This window comes from Anaeroplasma bactoclasticum (genome assembly GCF_003550015.1).
Taxonomy (GTDB): domain Bacteria; phylum Bacillota_I; class Bacilli_A; order Acholeplasmatales; family Anaeroplasmataceae; genus Anaeroplasma; species Anaeroplasma bactoclasticum.
The window spans coordinates 33,961-54,248 of the sequence record NZ_QXEV01000004.1; the positions used below are offsets into that span (position 1 = coordinate 33,961).

Annotated in this window: 13 protein-coding genes; all 13 read right to left on the reverse strand. The window is 32.5% G+C overall.

All coding sequences use genetic code 11. The features are described 5' to 3' along the window. Positions 1 to 43 precede the first annotated feature (43 nt). On the reverse strand, positions 44 to 1,462 hold the full coding sequence (ffh, locus tag EI71_RS02895; RefSeq protein WP_119015754.1) for a signal recognition particle protein: 1,419 nt from the start codon (positions 1,460 to 1,462) through the stop codon (positions 44 to 46). 3 nt (positions 1,463 to 1,465) lie between these two features. Further along, positions 1,466 to 1,765 (reverse strand): YlxM family DNA-binding protein, encoded by a 300-nt coding sequence (ylxM, locus tag EI71_RS02900; RefSeq protein WP_119015755.1) that lies wholly within the window; start codon positions 1,763 to 1,765, stop codon positions 1,466 to 1,468. Position 1,766: 1 nt separating this feature from the next. Continuing rightward, positions 1,767 to 2,735, reverse strand: coding sequence for a signal recognition particle-docking protein FtsY (gene ftsY, locus EI71_RS02905; protein WP_119015756.1), 969 nt, complete (start codon positions 2,733 to 2,735; stop codon positions 1,767 to 1,769). 75 nt (positions 2,736 to 2,810) lie between these two features. Next, positions 2,811 to 5,294: a hypothetical protein gene (locus EI71_RS02910; protein WP_119015757.1), complete on the reverse strand. Its 2,484-nt coding sequence runs from the start codon at positions 5,292 to 5,294 to the stop codon at positions 2,811 to 2,813. 62 nt (positions 5,295 to 5,356) lie between these two features. Further along, the gene (topA, locus tag EI71_RS02915; protein ID WP_119015758.1) at positions 5,357 to 7,819 is read right to left on the reverse strand and encodes a type I DNA topoisomerase; all 2,463 of its coding nucleotides are present in this window, start codon (positions 7,817 to 7,819) and stop codon (positions 5,357 to 5,359) included. A 123-nt stretch (positions 7,820 to 7,942) separates the two neighbouring features. Next, on the reverse strand, positions 7,943 to 8,617 hold the full coding sequence (locus EI71_RS02920) for a ribonuclease HII (RefSeq protein WP_119015759.1): 675 nt from the start codon (positions 8,615 to 8,617) through the stop codon (positions 7,943 to 7,945). Beyond that, a complete protein-coding gene (ylqF, locus tag EI71_RS02925) occupies positions 8,592 to 9,449 on the reverse strand; it encodes a ribosome biogenesis GTPase YlqF (protein WP_119015760.1) in 858 nt (285 codons plus the stop codon). Before ylqF ends, EI71_RS02920 begins: the two co-directional genes overlap by 26 nt. Before the next feature lie 19 nt (positions 9,450 to 9,468). Further along, positions 9,469 to 10,362 (reverse strand): signal peptidase I, encoded by an 894-nt coding sequence (gene lepB, locus EI71_RS02930; protein ID WP_119015761.1) that lies wholly within the window; start codon positions 10,360 to 10,362, stop codon positions 9,469 to 9,471. Further along, positions 10,362 to 12,731, reverse strand: coding sequence for a DNA translocase FtsK (locus EI71_RS02935; protein ID WP_119015762.1), 2,370 nt, complete (start codon positions 12,729 to 12,731; stop codon positions 10,362 to 10,364). The genes lepB and EI71_RS02935 overlap by 1 nt, the downstream gene beginning before the upstream one ends. 11 nt (positions 12,732 to 12,742) lie before the next feature. Continuing rightward, positions 12,743 to 13,552 carry a hypothetical protein gene (locus EI71_RS02940; protein WP_162849709.1) on the reverse strand — a complete coding sequence of 270 codons (810 nt, stop codon included), beginning with the start codon at positions 13,550 to 13,552 and terminating at the stop codon, positions 12,743 to 12,745. Between the two features lie 215 nt (positions 13,553 to 13,767). Continuing rightward, a complete protein-coding gene (locus EI71_RS02945; protein WP_119015764.1) occupies positions 13,768 to 15,483 on the reverse strand; it encodes a MutS-related protein in 1,716 nt (571 codons plus the stop codon). Between the two features lie 57 nt (positions 15,484 to 15,540). Next, positions 15,541 to 18,051: a glycogen/starch/alpha-glucan phosphorylase gene (locus EI71_RS02950; RefSeq protein ID WP_119015765.1), complete on the reverse strand. Its 2,511-nt coding sequence runs from the start codon at positions 18,049 to 18,051 to the stop codon at positions 15,541 to 15,543. Between the two features lie 150 nt (positions 18,052 to 18,201). Further along, positions 18,202 to 20,244, reverse strand: a complete 2,043-nt coding sequence (gene glgB / locus EI71_RS02955) for a 1,4-alpha-glucan branching protein GlgB (RefSeq protein WP_119015766.1) — start codon at positions 20,242 to 20,244, stop codon at positions 18,202 to 18,204. Between the last annotated feature and the right edge of the window lie 44 nt (positions 20,245 to 20,288).

The window sequence follows — 20,288 nt, forward strand, 5'->3', positions numbered from 1 at the left end:
ATCCTCCGCTTAAAAAAACCATGAAGCCATGGTTTTTTATATTTTAATAGTGGAATCCACCCTTGCCCTTGCCTTTACCCTTTTTCATTTTAGGCTGTGCAAAGCCAGAATAATTTCCATTTTTCATTTGTTGAGACATTCTTTTCGCATCATCTTCATCCATATTCTTCATTTGCTTCATCGTCTTTTTCATTTGCTCTAGCATTGTACGAAGACGGTTAACCTCTTGAATGGATCTACCAGAACCTTTTGCGATTCTATCTCTTCTTTTAAAATCCTTATCAATTAATTCCGGATGACATCTTTCCTTTTCTGTCATAGAATAGATGATTGCCTCAATCTTATCAAAAGCCTTATCATCTACTTGAGACATTGCTTGCTTCATTTGACCCATACCAGGTAAGAAGCCTAGAAGCTTAGAAATGGAGCCCATACGCTTAATCATTTTAAACTGCTTTAATAAGTCATTATAGTTGAAGTTATTTTTCATCATCTCTTCAGCCATTTGCTTCATTTCTTCTTCATTGATATTCTCTTGTACAGTATCAATTAAGGTTAATACATCACCCATTCCTAAGATTCTATCTGCAAGTCTATCTGGATAGAAAATCTCCATCGCATCAAGCTTTTCACCTGTAGACATAATCTTAATTGGAATACCAGTCATTTCCTTAATGGATAATGCAGCACCACCACGAGTATCACCATCAAGCTTAGTTAAAATAATACCTGTAATGTCTAAATCCTTATGGAAGGATAAGGCTACATTTACAGCATCCTGACCTGCCATAGCATCTACTGTAAGTAAGATTTCATCAGGGTTTGCGATTTCCTTTACATTCTTTAATTCCTGCATTAATTCTTCATTAATCTGAAGTCTACCTGCAGTATCGATGAATACTAAATCACAGCCCTCTTCACGAGCCTTCTTTAAGCCTTCCGTAACAATCTTTTCTGCAGATACCTTTGTACCCATTTCAAATACAGGTACATTAATCGATTTACCAAGTGTAACTAGCTGATCTACCGCAGCAGGACGGTAAATATCGGCTGCAATTAGCATAGGCTTTTTCTTTAGCTTTTTTCTATAGAATAATGCCATCTTACCTACTGCAGTAGTTTTACCTGCACCCTGTAAACCAACAGCCATAACAATGGTTGTACCATGCTCTTTAATATTTAAATCAACAGCCTCATCACCTAAGGTTTTCTTTAATTCCTCACGAACAACCTTAACAACCTGTTGTCCTGGATTTAAGCCCTTTAGAATTTCTTCACCTAAGGCTTTTTCTTTTATATCTGCTAAGAATTTTTTTACAACCTTGTAGTTAACATCGGCCTCAAGTAAGGATAATCTTACTTCTCTTAGCATATCATCAATATCTTTTTCATCAAGCTTACCCTTACCAGTAAGTCTTCTAAGTCCCATTTGTAAACGGGAGCTTAAGCTATCAAATGCCATAATCTACTCCTTTAAAAGGTTCAAGATTTCTTCTTTTAATTTAGAATCCATTTCCATTGAACCAATCTTTTTCATCTTATCTAGAAGATGGATATGCATTTCATATTCCTCTAGTGCACTAACCGCTCTTTTAATTTGGTCAAATACACCATTTCTAGATATCCCATAATTCTCTGCCATTTCAGATAAGGATAAATCTAAGAAATAATAATCTTCAAAATAAGTTCTTTGTTTTTCTGTTAATAAGCTACCATAAATATCATATAAATCTATGGTAAGCTGTCTTTTAGCTTCCTCTTCCATATTATTCCTCAAAGAAATCAGCAAATAAACCGTATAGGTATTGCTCGATATCAAAGATTTCTAAATCCTCAACACCTTCACCTAATCCGATATATTTGATTGGAATACCAAGCTCATGACGAATGGCAAGAACAATACCACCCTTAGATGTACCATCAAGCTTAGTTAAAATTACACCAGAAACATCTGTTGCCTCTTTAAATGCCTTTGCCTGAGACATACCATTTTGACCTGTTGTTGCATCAATAACAAGTAATGTTTCATGTGGTGCATCAGGAATTTCCTTTTGAATGACTCTTTTCATTTTGGCAAGCTCATTCATTAGGTTAACCTTATTTTGTAATCTACCTGCAGTATCGCAAAGTAATAAATCATATCCTTCTGCCTTAGCCTTCTTTACTGCATCATACATTACAGCACTAGGGTCAGAGCCATCTGGCTTTACAACAATATCTACTCCAACTCTATTTGCCCATACATCTAGCTGTGCAACTGCACCGGCTCTAAAGGTATCTCCTGCAGCAAGTAAAACCTTCTTACCCATCTTTTTATATTGGTAAGCAATTTTAGCAATGGATGTTGTTTTACCAACACCATTTACACCAACGAATAAAACAACAGATAATCCTTCTTTTTTTAGATTAAGGTTTGCGTTAACAATTTCACCATTCAAATAGATTTCAAACATTTCATCCATAATCATTTCCTGTAAATCTACAGGATTAGTGATGCCCTTTGTTTTAACCTCATTCTTAAGCTTATCTATAAAGTCAATAACAGTATCTACACCAATATCTGCCATAATAAATATTTCTTCTAGCTCATCAAATAAATCTTCATCAATTTGATTACTCTTAGATAGAATATCCTTTAGGGTAGATAATGCACCCTCACGAGTTTTGTGTAAACCCATTTTATATTTTTCTTTTTTCTTTTTATCTTTTCTTTTAAATAAATCAAAAAAGCCCATAATTTTCACTCCATATTCTTTTCTATTATATCATAATAGAGTCCTAAATTAAAAGAAGAAAAAATAGGCCAAAGCCTATTTCTCTATATATAAAACATTTTCTTTACGAATTCTTTTCTTATTATCAAAGAATAATCCTAAAGAGGCAAAGCCTAGTGTTAATGGAATAGCTAACCTCTGATATAGATTTCCAATATTCATTAATTTTGTACCCTCATAATAAGAGGTAGCCTTATAAGTACCCTTATTTACTCTAAAGGATACTAATCCATCTACATTTATTGCATCAATTTTAACAATATCACCATTTGAATTCTCTAATGAAATTACATATCCAGGATAATAAATTAAAGGTAATTGAATTAAGGTATCCTCCATTACTATATCTAAATCCATTTCAATTTGAGGAGCTTGGTTTCTATTAAGTAAAATATTACCTTCTCCTTCTAATACAACTGGTTTAATATTCGATGCCAAATTATAGCTATATTGATATCTTACTTTATATGTACCCTTATTTATATGGAAGGATACCTTTTGTTCTCTACTTATAACGATTACATCTACTTTATTTCCATTATTATCCATTAAATCAACTATATAGTCACTAGAATAGCTAATTGGTAATTGAACTAAAGAATTATCCTCTTTCACATCTAAAATATAAACAATCTCTTTATCTAGTATTCCATCTAAGGCTACATTAGCTTCTCCTTCTAAAATAATAGGAGTAGGCATTTTATAAAGGGAAGGATTCATAAGATAATTCTTAACCTTCTTATATAAGCTATTGTTATAGCTAGATTGATATGTTTCATTGTAATAATAAATCTGTGGGAAATATTCTCTACAAGCACCAATGGCACCACTATCTGTATACATAGAATCATCAATTGCATATAACCAACCAGTAGCTTTAGGATCATTTTTATTACTGTTATATACGAGTGTCTTTTCCGGGATTGCCTCAGATACAACCATTAAAAATGCTGCACCTGCTAAAGCTCCAAAGGTAAAGTATTTTGATTTAACATTCTTTAATATTTCAACAGTTAAAATAGATGTAAAGAATGCTAAGAATCCAAATAAGCGCCATGGGAATTGAATACTTCTTAGGGTAGATGGCATAATATACCAAATGCCTCCACCAACTATTAATATAATAGTTACAATATGTGCAAATACTAAATAATATAAATCCATATTAGATTCTTTATATATCTTTGCACACTTTTTCTTTTTATGAAGCACTGTATAGCTTATGGCATATAATACACTTGCCAAAATTAAAACACCATATAAGGCAGTTTTATATGCTACCATGGATACTATAAAGAATACTGTTGCAATGCCAAAGAAAGCTAAAAGTGCTTTTAAATCTAATTTTTCTATTCCCTCTTTATATGAATAGAATAAATAAGTTACTAAGAATAATACAATACCTAATACTACTTCTGTTCTTAGTTGAAATATAAATGCTAAAGCTAATCCAACTAAACAAGCAAGAATAGAATGGAAATACTTTGTATATTTAATTTTGGCAATAAAATAATCCAAGAATACTATACCTAAGGTACTAATAGAAAAATATAGAGCATCTAGTGATGCAGTTTTAATATTAATACCACAGTTTCTACCAGTTAAATATTCTAAATTCAATAAACCGCTATACCATTCAAAATCATTTCTTTTAGCTAAATATTCCGCATTCGTCCACATACGTACCTCATGTGATACATTATATAGATTGGTTTGATATAAAGAATATGCACTAAATAATGTTTTAGAGGCAATTCCTAAAAGTAATATAGCAGATACTACTGCATATAGAATTAATGTTTTGTCGTATTTGAATAAATAATAAATCTTTTTAAGATGGAATAATAAATATATGATTCCAAAGAAATATGCATAAATTGCACTAATATTATGTGTTAAAAATAATAAGCTACCACCAAGGATAATTTCTAAGCATGGAATCATTCCACCAGTATTTCTATCTTCAATATGGATAAAATCATATAATCCCATAAAGAATAGTGGGAAAAATAAGAAAGCATATGCTTCTGCAAGCGCAACTCTACATAGCATATCAAAATAGCGATATGGGTATAATACATATATTAATGCTGCAATTAAAGATATTATTTTTTTATTTTTAGATATATGCATGGAAAAGCGGTACATAAATATACCAGATATAAAAATAGATATAAATAAATTAAATTTCAAAGCATTTAATAAAGATACTCCAAAAGGCTCTAATATAATAGCTAATACTGCAGTAGATAGATGTACAAGTGGTGAATAAAATAAATTCTTTCCAAAGCCAAAGCCACAAGCTAGAGTATCAGAAATACTAGCTATAGATCCACTTTTTAAATCTAAATACATATCATAAATATTAGAAAAATGATATGCAACATCGTCTCCTCTAGGAAATCCATTATAAAAAAGTACAATTCCACCAAAGATAGATGCTAAAAATATTATGATATATGGTATGAAACGATATAATATATCTTCTTTTAAACTTATTTGTTTTAATGAAATAACCATATAATAAACCCCTCAATTCAAAAACCATTTTACCACAAAATAAAAAAACTCCAAATAGGAGTTTAATTATTTAATAACTTATTATATTCTTCTAAGGAAATAATTGCCTTACATTTAGGGAAGTTTGAACATCCAAAGAATACATTTCCTTGCATCTTACCCTTAGATGCAACTCTTTTAATTAAATGACCCTTACCACATTTAGGACAAGTGACATTTGTATCTTCTTTAATAGGTTCTTTAACCTCTACTTCTTTTTTTACCTCATTGCATTTCTTATAACAAGATAACTTACCATCATTATCCATAATCATCATAGAACCACAATCTTTACATTTCTCATTTGTTGGAGTTCCATTAATGATGGTTTTACATCTAGGGAAGTTTGTACAGCCATAGAAGGTTGCCCCCTTCTTTTTACCTCTTGCGGCAGTTCTTGGAACTAAGTGTCCCTTGCCACATTCAGGGCAAATAAATACCTCTTTTGGTTCATCTTGGCAATGAGAAGAGCAATATTTAATTCCATCTTCTCCCATTAAGATTAATGCACCACAATCCTTGCATACTTCTCCTGTAGGCTTATCATTGAATATTGTTTTACATTTTGGATAATTATTACATGCATAGAAGGTTTTACCCTTACTCTTACCAGATTTAGATACTCTTTTTACAATATGGGCCTTACCACATTTAGGGCATATAATTCCTGTATCATTATCCTCTTCCTCTTCCCTTTTAATGAAGCTACAGCTTGGATAATTACTACAAGAGATGAATTCACCATATTTACCTAATCGAATAACTAATGGGCTTCCACATTCCGGACATATTTCATCTGTAGGAATAGGATATTTACTATCCATATTTCTTAATGCCTTATCATAAATAGGCATAAATCCATCATAGAAGCTTTGAAGCTCAGTTTCCTTTTCTAGCTCTCCTGATGCGATTTTATCCAAATCAGATTCCATATTTGCTGTATATTTTACATTAATAATAGAATCAAAATATTCATTAAGCCTATCAATAGTAAGCATACCCTGTTCGGTTGGATGAATCATCTTCTTTTCAAGCTTAATATATTCTCTTTCCTTTAGGGTTGCGATAGTTTGGGCATAAGTAGATGGTCTACCGATACCTAAATCCTCCATATCCTTAATTAAGGATGCTTCTGTATATCTACTCTTAGGCTGAGTTTCCTTATCTAATATTTGAATCTTATCCGCATTATAGGATTCCCCAAGCTTAAATGAAGGTAGGGTTACCTCATCCGTTGCTTCTTTTCCATATACCTTTAAATAGCCATCAAAGGTAAGCTCTGTTCCTGATGCACTCCAAACGGAATCTGTATTTTGGAATTCTACCTTTGTTTGGTTATATACTGCTGCACTCATTAAGGATGCTAGAGTTCTTTTATAAATTAAATTATAAAGCTTATATTCATCATTTGTTAAATAATCTTTAATAGAATCTGGTGTTCTAGATATGGATGTTGGACGAATACCTTCATGGGCATCCTGCATACCCTTTTGGTTTTTTGTTTTAACAGAGCCTAAATATCTAGTACCATAATTATTTAAAATATAATCATCACAGGTTTTAACAAAGCTATCCGCTAATCTTGTAGAATCAGTACGCATATAAGTAATTAAACCGACAGTTTCACTACCAATATTCTTACCTTCATATAAGGCTTGCGCAATTGTCATTGTACGAGTTGGACTAAAGCCTAATCTTATGGATGCATCCTGCTGCATAGTAGATGTTGTATAAGTAGGATAGGATTGCTTTTTTACCTGCTTATGGCTAATATCAGATACCGTAAAGGATAATAATCTTGCTTTAAGGTTTTCAAGTACCTTACGATCTGTAATACGATTCTTGGAATCTATTTTAACACCATTTAATTCACTTAACTTAAGCTTGAAGGTTTTAAATAATGCCTCCATCTCATAATAAGCCTCAGGAACGAATGCTAATATCTCTTTTTCTAGATTTACTATTAATAATAAGGTTGCACTTTGTACTCTACCTGCAGATTTAGAACCAATCTTTCTTTGTAATAGCTTAGAAAGCTTAAAGCCTAAAATACGGTCGATCATTCTTCTTGATTCTTGTGAATCCACCATCTTCATATTAATCTTATGGGGATTTAACAATGCTTCATTGACTGCCGTTTTTGTAATTTCATGGAATTCTATTCTATTTGAATCATTTAAATCTAGATTCAATTCTCTAGCTAAATGATATGCAATGGCCTCTCCTTCACGGTCGGGGTCGGTTGCAAGATAAACTTGATTACCCTTACAAGCCTTTTGTAAGCTTTTAACTAAAGACTCTTTGCCCTCGATAATTCTATAGTCTGGAATAAATCCTTGTTCTATATCAATACCAAGTCCACCCTTACCTGTAGTAGCAAGGTCACAAATATGGCCTTTTGAGGATAATACGGTATACTTTCCACCTAAATATCCTGCGATAGTTTTTGATTTACTTGGAGACTCAACGATGATGATTTTATTCACTTGGTGTTCCTCCTTTTCAAAGTGCCCCTCTATAATAGAACAAGATTTTTCACTTGTCAAGGCTACATTTTTACCTATTTTTCACAAAAAAGAACCCCCTCCTAAAGGAGGGAGTAGAAAAAATTAATTTTCATTTTCATCATCATTAAAATCTAAATCTAAGGATAATTGTTTTGAGAAATATTTTGATACTGGTGCGAATGTTTTACGATGAATTTTACAAGGACCATATTTTTCTAAGGCAGCTAAATGCTCCTTAGTACCATATCCCTTATGCTTTTTAAATCCATAATTAGGATATTTAAAATCCATCTTTTCCATATAATGATCTCTAGATACCTTTGCAATAATAGATGCTGCAGCAACAGACGCAGATAAGGCATCTCCATGAATTAAGGATTGATGCTTAACCTCAAGCTCACCTAAAGGCATTGCATCAATTAATACATAATCAGGTTTTACCTTTAATTCTTCTACTGCCTTCAGCATACCCTTTTTGGTAGCTTGATAAATATTTAATTCATCTACTTCCTTTTCTGAAACAAATACTACGCTATAACTAACAGCATTCTTAACAATTATTTTATATAAGGCTTCTCTTTTCTTTTCAGATAGTTGCTTAGAATCATTAATGCCTTCTATTTTTAAGAAGGGTGGCAAGATACATGCAGCAACTACAACAGGGCCTGCAAGAGGACCTCTACCTGCTTCATCTATTCCACAGATATTTTCATATCCTTCATCATATAATTCATTCTCATATTTATATAGGTTAATTTCTTCCTTCTGGCTTTTCATAACTCATTGCCCCTATCTTCATACTTCTAAGCTCATTCATAAGGATTGTTCTTACTCTATCTAAATCAATAAGACCACCCTTTAACATACAGCCTCTTTTTTTACCAATTTCCTTTAATACTTCAATTGGATCTTCATTTAATTCTTCTAAGTTATATCTATCCTTTAATAAATTAGGATAGTTTTGACTTAAATACCTAACAGATTCATCTGTGATATATTCCATATCCAAGATTTCATCTTTAATAGAACCACACATTGCAAGCTTTAAGCCAACCGTTTGATCTTCAAACTTTGGCCATAAGATACCTGGAGTATCTAGTAAGAATAAATCATCCGTAATCTTAATCCAGGTTTGAGATTTCGTTACACCAGGTCTATCTCCTACCGCAACAGCCTTTCTTTTGGCTAAGGTATTAATTAATGTAGATTTACCTACATTAGGGATACCAATAATTAAAGCTTTAATTTGTTTACTTTTAATACCTTTAGATTCTCTTTTTTCAAATACTTCTTTTAAAGCTAATCTTGCGTATGGAACTACATTCTTAACATTATATCCTGTAATAGAATCAATATCTAAGGATAATATATTTAAGGATTTATAATAATCCATCCATTCCTTAGTGATTTTAGGATCCGCAATAGATGATTTACAAAGTAAAATAAGTCTAGGCTTATTTCCTACGATTTCATCTACCATAGGATTTGTTGAGGAATAAGGTATTCTTGCATCCTTTAGTTCTATGATTAAGTCCACAAGCTTAATATTTTCTTTAATTTCTCTTTTCGCTTTGGCCATATGACCAGGGAACCATTGAATTGGATTCATAAGATGCACTCCTTAAAACTTAAACTCTATGATATGTACAGCCTAGATTAAATGAGAATGGGAATATTCTCATATATACCTTACCAAAGATATCAGAGGCATAAATTAAACCAAAGGATCTAGAATCACAGGATTCTCCTGGTTCTCTATTATCTCCCATTACCATAACCATACCATCTGGAATTTTAAACCAATCCTTATCCTCTGTTATTCCAGCACTTTCTCTTATTTTGATAAATTCTGTTTTACTAACATCAGGACATTCTACGTCATTCACATAGAATGTAAATGAATCAGGTAATGGTTCACTTAAGGTTAATTTATCTCCAGATACCGCAACAATTCTTTTGATAAAGAATTTATCATCATAATTTCCATATAGTTTTTTGGTATATTGGGATGCGTTAAATACGATGATATCTCCTTGGTGTGGAGAATAAAATAAATCTGTACATAATAATCTATCTCCATTATGTAATGTATCATTCATAGAATTACCTACTACAGTACATGGAGTAGTCATATATATCATTATAAATAATAATATAGATAAGCACTTACATAAAAAAGATACAATATCTAATTTGATATTTAATTTAGAAATAAGACTTAACCAGTCTTTTTTCTTTATTTCAGAATAAACCATATAGGATATTTGAAATGTAAAATAACCAAATGTTAAAAATAATGTTAAATAGAATAAAACAATCGCAACTGCATAGAAGGAAAATTTTCCTCCACCTAATACATTAAAGAAGATAGATACTCTTCTTACCCATACAAAGGATAATATAATCATAAGGAAGTATAGGCCAAGAAGAATACCTTTTCTAATCCATAGGATTTTTTTATATTGAGCCGTTTCTTCTTCTGTAATTGTTTTATCTAAATACTTTTTCTCTAAAGATATCATTATTCGTCATCAATTCCAAACATTTGTCTTAATTGATATGTATCCACAAGAATTTCACGGCTCTTTGTTCCATTCTTAGGAGCTACAATATTTCTATCTTCAAGCATTGTAACAATTCTTGAAGCACGGTTAAAGCCTAGACCAAAGGCATTTTGAATACCATTGATGGAGCAGGCGTTAGAATCCACACAGAACTGTGCGATTTGATATAATAATTCCTCTGATTCAGCTGCCACATCTCTTCCACCTAAAGATCCTCCTGCAGCTGGCTGATTCATTCTCTTCTTTAAATCATCTAAATTGAACATATAGTCTGGACCATAGGTTTGAACTAAATAATCACAAATAGCGATGATTTCATTATCCGGTAAATATGCACCTTGAGCTCTCATTGGAGCACCCTGGTTTTTGATTAACATATCACCACGACCAAGTAGGTTTTCAGCACCTACCTCATCCAGAATTGTATTCGAGTCAATTTGAGATGCAACTCTAAATGCGATACGGCATGGAATATTGGCCTTAATTGTACCACTTACAACCTGTACAGTTGGTCTTTGAGTAGCTAAGATAATATGCATACCGCAGGCTCTAGCCTTTTGAGCTAGACGAACAATGGAATCATTTACCTCAGCACCGCACTGCATAACTAAATCATTAAACTCATCGATAACTGCCAAAATGAATGGTAGATTTTCAAGTTCAGGATAAGTTTCTCTTTTCTTATTATATTCTTCTAGGTTACGAACTCTGTTTCTTGAGAAGATTTCATATCTTCTATCCATTTCTTCACATGCCCATTTTAGTGCCTCACCTGCAAGTGTTAAATCTGTAATAACTGGTACAGCTAGATGTGGAATATCTCTATAGAAGGTCATTTCAACCATCTTAGGGTCAACTAAAATAAGCTTTAGCTTTTCTGGAGAATTCTTTATAAGTAAAGAAACTAATAAAGTATTGATACAAACAGACTTACCAGATTTTGTAGCACCGGCAATTAATGCATGTGGCATATCTGTAATATCTTGGTATACACTCTTACCATTAATATCCTTACCCAAAGCTACATTCATAGGCTTCTTATCATTAACGAATTTATCATCAATAATATCACCAAATTTAACTACATCTGCCTTATCATTTGGAGCTTCAATACCTACGGTATTCTTTCCTGGAATTGGGCATAGAATACGTAAGGATTGAACCTCTAGATTCATAGCAAGGTTATCACGAATTTGGTTAACCTTTTTAACGTTAACACCTGGGTCAAGCATAATTTCATATAAAGTGAAGGCAGGACCCTTTGTATAAGAAATTACCTCACCTGCAATACCAAAGGAGGTAAGAGTTTGATTGATAATTTCTTTCTTTGTTTCAAGCCATGCTGGAAGCTCTGATTCTGCTAAAGAAGACTTTTGGAACATAGAATTATAATCAATATGATAATTCTTATATTTGTTTTCCTTCTTGAATACTGGAGCCTTTGGCTCTTCCTTCTTAATAGGAAGAGGATCCTTTTTAACTTCTACAACTCTATTTTGAGTAGGATCTTCCATATCTACAGTTGGGAAATCACCAGCCTGTGCTCTTCTTATTGCTTCTTCAATAGAAATAGTCTTATCTACTGGAGGATTATCGGTAAATTTAATTTCAGGGGCATCCATCGATGGCATATCCTCAAAGTTAAAGTCATCAATACTATCTTCTCCAAATGCGAATGGATCTTCTTTTTCCTCTTCTATAGGCTCTTCCTCTTTTTGCTTTTCTGTTAAGAAGGATGGAATAGATGTAGGCTTTGCCTTTGGCATAGAGCTTGATTCTGTATTATATTCATATGGAGAATCATCAACATTTAAGTCAAGCTCAAAGTCTGGCTCTTCTACATCCTCTTCCTTAGGTAAAACAGCCTCTTCTACCTTAGGCTTATCTTCTGTTATAAAATCATTGAAATCCTCTTCAAATAAGGATAATGCCTTTTTCTTCTTTTCAGGCTTTGGAGCCTCTACAGGCTTTTTAAGCTCAGGACCTTCTCCACCTAAGAATTCCTTAGCCTTTTCATGGTCAAGCATTTGGAACTCATAATATTTTGTTCCATATTTTTTAATAATTTCTTCTTCAGAAATATGCTTTTCCTCTTGTTTTCTAATATAATCATAGCCTTGATCAATATCAATTTTACCTGCATTATCAGGGTAAACTGGCTTATCATCAATTTGTGAGCCATAAGCAGGAGATGCTACTTGAATTCCGTGAAATTCATTTTTTCTAGCATTGAATTTAAACTTTTCTGTTAATTGATAAATTTCAAAGGGTTCCTCTGTATATAAAAGTGGAATATACACAGGCTCTTTTATCTTCTTCTTTTTCATCTAAATCCTCCCTACTCATGAACAATACTCTTTTTTGAGTTTTTCTTTTTTAATGGTTTAGTTTCATCAAATAATGGATCATATTCATCTCTTACTTCATTTGCAACTACAACTCTACTTTTCATTTTTGCATCAAATGAAGTAATTGTCTTAGGACTATTATCTAATTTTGGTGTTTCTTGATTTAAAGAAGATAATAACTCTTTATCCATATTCTTTAATTCTTCTGTAACACCACCATCAATGGTTTCAGAATAATTCTTATAAGACTTTGAGAAAATCTTATAAGCCTCTTCACCAATAATACCCAAGGTGGCAATATAAATCTTTTTCATGATGACATGTACACCAACATCTATTGTACCCTTCTTAATAAGATTTAGTGGGTTAATAACACTAAGTACATAAGAGGATACCTTAATCGTCTTTTGTAAATTTATACCAACCTCATATGCTTTAGAATCCACAACCTGCATGGTCGTTTCTGTTAAAGACATAATCTGTGATATTTTTAATCTTCTTAAAAGCTTAATACCTCTATGATTTAAGATTTCATCTAATCTTTCCTTTACATAAGAAATAAGCTCTAAGGATTCATCTATCGTTAATTCAAAAAATGGATGCTTGGAATCTGGATAAAAGCGAGATGCTATTCCATAAACCAAATTCATAGAAACATATTTAAAATGCTCCATTTCCTTTTGGTCTCCTCTTAAGGTTTTATCCTTAAAGGCAGCCATAGCGATTTGAATCATTTCTTCTGCTTCAGATGCTTTTAAGTCATTGGCCTGAAGCTTGGCGGCATATTTTTTATCCCTCATTGATGAAACGACAATAAGGGCATAGATTAGACTTAGAAGCAACATACCAATTCCAATACCAAGAACAAAGGAAAGTATGGTGGAAAAGTCTAATTTGAATATCCAAATTTCATATAGGAACATCATCTACACCACCTCTATATTATTATATAATATATTATCATTTTTTAAATATAAAAACAAATAAAAGTAAAAAAATGGCCTAAGCCATTTTCTTACTCTTCTATAATTCCTGACATTTTAAGTAGGTATAATGCATTACCTTTAATACCAGGACCCTTTTTTAATTTGTAATCAAAGGAAATCTTATCATCAATATAATTTTCTTCAAAATGATAATTTGTAATCCCCTTTGTATCACAAAGCTCAAAATCATGGGTAGAGATTATAAATATTGCATGATAATTATTCAGCTTTTCAATTACTTTTTTAGATGCTTCTATTCTTTCTAAGGCATTAGTTCCCTTAAATATTTCATCAACTAATACTAAGCATTTAGATTCTTTAATTGCTTGATTAATTTTTTTCATTCTTTTGATTTCTGCATAGAAGGTAGATACTCCTTCTTGTAGCATATCATTTGCACGTAAGGATGTATATATATCCATATTTGGTGCCTTAAAGCTTTTTGCAGGAACAATTGAACCTGCATTTTTAAGTAGAATACAAATACCTAAGGTTCTCATGAATGTAGTTTTACCACTCATATTCGATCCTGTAAGTACAATACCAGAATCTAAGGAAATAGAATTTGGAATACAGTTTAAAACAAATGGGTGATACATATCTATTGCATCTATTTTATCTCCATCTTCTGGAACACAATATTCCATATTATCCATACCAATATTCTTGTAGGATAAGGCAAGTTCTATTAATGAAATAGATTTTAAAGAATCCTTTAATTCAATACCATTTTTTATCTTAAATCTTAGTATTAATATCATAATAGAATCAAAGGAAAATATTATATTTAATATAATATTAAGTAATAAATTCTTTCGAATATTTAAGAAAGTATAGATACCTCTAATCTTTTTAATTAGAGGAATTTCATCTACTATTTTTTTCTTTAAAATTTGATAATATTCATCCTCTATATTTGTATTCTTAATCGATAACGATAAGTCTACATATAAATCAGATAAATAATAATAGCTATTCGCATCCTTAGTTAAAATATCATCACGAATAAGTAGCTTACTTGATATAAAATTAACACCTAAGAATACTAATGGAATATATGGATTTATACCAAATATAAAGATAAATGGTATATATACTAGCATTAAAATAAAGCTTATTATTGGTATAAAATACCATATTTTAAACTCTATTTTTTTACTTACAATAGATAGAAATTCATCTGTTGTAATACCCGCTTGTCCCTTTTTAAACTCCATTAGGGATGCTTCAAGTTCTAAAGAATCCTCATTTTCAGCTAGATTTTTAACCATGGATTTAAAGTTAGAATCTAATTCAATTGGATCCTTGAATTGTTTTGCAAGAAGTGCTCTACCTAAAGGGGTTTTAGCCTCATTTAGGTATTGATATAAGGATTTTGGACCAAAGATATCTAAATCAGATAGCTTATAATCTTCCTTATCCTTAAATTCAATTCCATTATCTGAAAAATGAGAAAAATTCTTATTTCTTCTTTGGTTGTGTCTTTCATAAACCTTACGCTTATTTTCTATAATTTTTAAGGCTTTATAGCTTGGATTCGATAAACTAACGGAAATAAAGAATAAAGCTAAAAAAACGCCAGATAATAATCCATATAGGAGGTAATCACCTATAGATAATAAGCAAATAATGAAAATAATGGAAGCTATGGCTAAAATTGCCCGAATGAGTGACCATATTCTAGTAATTTTCTTTTGATGATTTAATTTTTCTTCTAGTTCATTGTATTTTTTAAATTCTAGCATAGTCCCTCCATAGACAAAAATAGGGGATATGAATCCCCTAATTTTTATAAATTATTATTATGCTGCCTTCTTAGCTGTAGTCTTTTTAGCTGGAGCCTTCTTTGCAGGAGCCTTAGCTTCTGTATCCTTCTTAGCTGGAGCCTTTACAGTTTGGATAGGGCTAACATGCCAAATGTCTTGGTTGTACTGTCTCATTGTACGGTCTGTTGTGAAGAAACCAGACTTAGCAATGTTTACAATAGACATATGTAACCACTTCTTTTGATCCTTATATAATTCGTTAATCTTTTCTTGTGCCTTAACATAAGAATCGAAATCCTTTAATACAAAGTAATTATCCTTACCAAGTAATGTATCACGAATCATCTGGAATTCATTTGGATCAACATGATCAAAGAAGCCATTTGTAAGCTGATCAATAATCTGATGAATTCTTTCATCATTGTTATAGTAATCCCAAGGATTATAACCACCCTGCTCATATAAATCAGTAACTTCTTTAGCTGTCATACCGAAGATAACAATATTATCATCGCCAACTAATTCACCAATTTCTACGTTAGCACCATCTAATGTACCACAAGTAATTGCACCATTCATCATGAACTTCATATTACCAGTACCAGATGCTTCCTTAGAAGCTGTTGAAATCTGTTCAGATACATCTGCAGCTGGCATAATAGTCTCTGCATATGTAACATTATAGTTAACACAGAATACAACCTTTAATAAGGAATTAGTTTCATAATCGTTATTAACCTTATCAGCAATAGTGTTGATTAACTTAATAATCTTCTTAGCTAAAACATAACCAGAAGCTGCCTTAGCACCGAAAATGAATGTATGAGGATGATAATTCTTCTTGAATTCAGCATCGCTCTTTAAACGGTTATAAATATACATAATATGTAATGCGTTCATTAACTGACGCTTATATTCATGTAATCTCTTAACCTGAACATCAAAGATAGAATTAGTATCTAAGGAAATACCCTGCTCCTTGAAAATCTTAGCAGCTAAAGCATCCTTACGAGCCTTCTTCATCTTTGCGAATTCTTTTTGAGCCTTTGGATCATCAGCAATCTTTAATAATAGAGGGAAATACTTCTCTGGATCTTTAATCCATTCTTCACCACAATACTTATTTAAGATTTCAACTAACTCAGGGTTAGACTGTGCAACCCAACGACGATGAGTAATACCATTTGTCTTGTTGTTGAACTTTCCTGGATAGTAATCGTTGAATACCTTCATTTCGATATTCTTTAAAATCTCTGTATGTAATGCAGCAACACCATTTACACTAAATGAACCATGGATTGCAAGAGTTGCCATATGTACACGACCATCCTTAATGATAGCCATATCATAAGCCTGCTTAGAGTTTGGACCATAAGTCTGAGCAATCTCTAATAATACACGACGGTTAATTTCTTCTGTAATAGTATAGATTCTTGGTAATAATCTCTTGAATAGGTGAACTGGCCACTTTTCAAGTGCTTCTGCTAAGATAGTGTGGTTTGTATAAGCACAGCAGTTCTTAGTAATATTCCAAGCCTCTTCCCAAGGTAAGCCTTCCTCATCAACTAAAATTCTCATTAATTCAGGAACGATTAATGCTGGATGTGTATCGTTGATATGGAATACTACCTTATCAGCTAAATTCTTAACAGTACCGAAAGTCTTCTTATGTAGACGGATAGCTCCGTTAACACCTGCAGCAACAAAGAAATACTGCTGCTTTAAACGAAGTAGCTTACCCTCATCAGTATCATCATTTGGATAAAGCATAGAAGAAATTTCTCTTAAATTTCTAGCATACTGGAATGCATCATTTTCTGGATATGTTGAAGCTGGTTCAGCACTCCATAATCTTAATGTATTAACGATATGGTTGCCTGCACCAATCATAGGTACATCATAAGGTACTGCCTTTACATATTCAGCATCCTTATGCTCAACAACTAACTTACCATTAACTGTAGACATCTGAATATATCCATAGAATGGAATTTCAACTGCCTGGTCATCCTTACGGATTTCCCAAACATGTACATCCTTTAACCAACGGTCAGGATGCTCAACCTGATATCCATTAACTACACCCTGCTCGAAGAAACCATAACGGTAACGAATACAGTTACCATGTACAGGTAAACCTAAGGATGCAACAGAATCCATGAAGCAAGCAGCTAAACGGCCTAAACCACCGTTACCTAAACCTGCATCAGACTCCTGGTGCTCAACCTCATTAAGGTCGATACCCATATCATCGAATGCTTCCTTTACTACATTGTAAACACCAGCATTCATTAGGTTATTTGTAATCATACGGCCAATTAAGAACTCCATAGAGAAGTAATATACCTTCTTAGCCTTTGTATCAAATGTAACCTGGTTTGTATTGTTCCAGTCCTTAGCAATATAATATCTAATCATTTCACCAAGTACTACGTACTGCTGATATGGTGTTGACTTTTCAAAATCAATAGCATACTTAGCTTCTAAATAAGCCTTGAATGCCTTCTTAAATGTTTCTTTGTCCTTAAAATTAGGATAATTGTTCATTATTTGTTTCCCTCCATTTTCGAAAACTACCAAAAGCATTGTATCATAATATTTCCGAAACTTTCAACACTTTATCGCAAAAAGTTTCGGAAACGATGAATTTTTATAAAATATATTATTTTTATAAAATATATTGAATATATTTAATAATTAAGAAGTTTTCTTTTTTGTTTCTTTTGTGCCACTCTTAGCAGGAGCCTTAACTGCAGGTCTCTTAGCGGCTTTCTTTTCTGGCTCTTCAGTCTTTTCTACCTTTTTCTTAGGAGCTGCCTTTTTTACAGGCTTTTCTTCTTTTTCCTCTTTAACCTCTTCTACAACTGGCTTTGGTACATAAATAGGCTTTAGAATAGAAATACCTAAAGGTGGAATTGTCATTAAAATAGAATGTGCCTGATTGTCCTGACCATAATCCTGAACAGGTAAATGGAATGGATTGATTCTATTAGAACCACCATAAATATCCTTATCAGAGTTAATTACCTCTTCATAGAAATCAGCCTCAGGTACACCAATTCTATAATTATCATATGTATTAGGTGTACAGTTCATTACAACTACTAATTGATCCTTTGGATCATTTGCAACTCTTGCGAAGATATATAAGGATTGATCTGCATTATCTGCTTGAATCCAATAGAATCCATTTGTAGAGTAATCTGCTTGCCATAATGGTGCATGATACTTATATACTAATGTCATATCACGAACAAATCTTGCAGATGCGTCATGATCTGGGTATTGACGGATATTCCATGCAAGCTCACCCTCATAATGCCATTCATCATAAGTTGATAATTCATCTCCCATGAATAATAGCTTCTTTCCTGGATGAGTAAACATATATCCTAATAATAATCTATAGTTTGCAAATTGCTGCCATCTATCACCTGGCATCTTATTTAATAAAGAGCCCTTGCAGTGAACTACCTCATCATGAGATAGTGGTAAGCAGAACTGCTCACTATAAAAATACATCATAGAGAATGTTAACTGGTGATGATGATACTTTCTATAGATTGGGTCTAGCTTGAAATACTTTAATGTATCGTTCATCCAACCCATATCCCACTTATAGTTAAATCCTAGTCCACCAAAATCAACTGGCTTTGTTACATTACCATAGGCACTAGAATCCTCTGCCATAAATAGAACTCTATCATCCTTACCAAAGATTAATCTAGAGCATTGTCTTAAGAAATCACATGCTCCTTCATTAACACCACGGTTGCAGTTTCCTAACCAGTAAATTAAATTACTTACTGCATCTACACGGAAACCATCAATATGGAAATAATTCATATAGAACATTGCGTTAGAGAATAGGAATGATCTTGTTGTACCCTTACCTAAGTCTAGGTTTGCAGTTCCCCATTCAACATTTTCTCTATCTTCAGGTTTAGAATACTCATATAATGGAGTACCATCAAACATATATAAACCATGGGCATCACGGCAAATATGGCCAGGAACCCAGTCCATAATTACACCAATACCATTTTGGTGACATAAGTCAACAAAATACATGAAGTCTTTAGGAACTCCCCATCTTGCAGATACAGAATAATAACCTGTACCCTGGTAACCCCAAGACATATCTAGTGGATGCTCATAAACAGGCATTACCTCAACATGAGTAAATCCATACTGCTTTATATAATCTACAACCATTGGAGCAAGCTCAGCAGTTGTATAGAATGAACCATCTGGTTTCTTTCTCCAAGATCCTAAATGCATTTCATAAATTGCTAAAGGCTTATCATAACTCTTTTCATGTGTGAACATCCAATCCTGGTCATTCCACCAATAGCCATCAATATCATAAACCTTAGAATCCTGTGCAGGACGATATGCACTGAAGAATGCATATGGGTCAGCCTTAATTAAACGCTGTCCATTCTTTGTGTAGATGACATACTTATATGCCTTCCACTCATAATTACCTTCAATTCTTGCATACCAAATACCCTTCTCATCGATGCAATACATCTCTGTTTGGCCCTCTTGATAGTAGTTCCATTCACCGATGATGTAAATCTTGTCAGCATTTGGTGCATATAGTGCAAATTCACATGCACAAATATAACCATTTTCATCCTTTACTAAATGTGCACCAAATACCTGATAAGCATCAGTTACCTTTCCTTGGTCAAAATAATAAAGGAAATCTCCATTAATTTTTTCACGAACAGACATAATTTCACTCCTTCTCTCTTTATATCGTAACGCAGTTACTATTA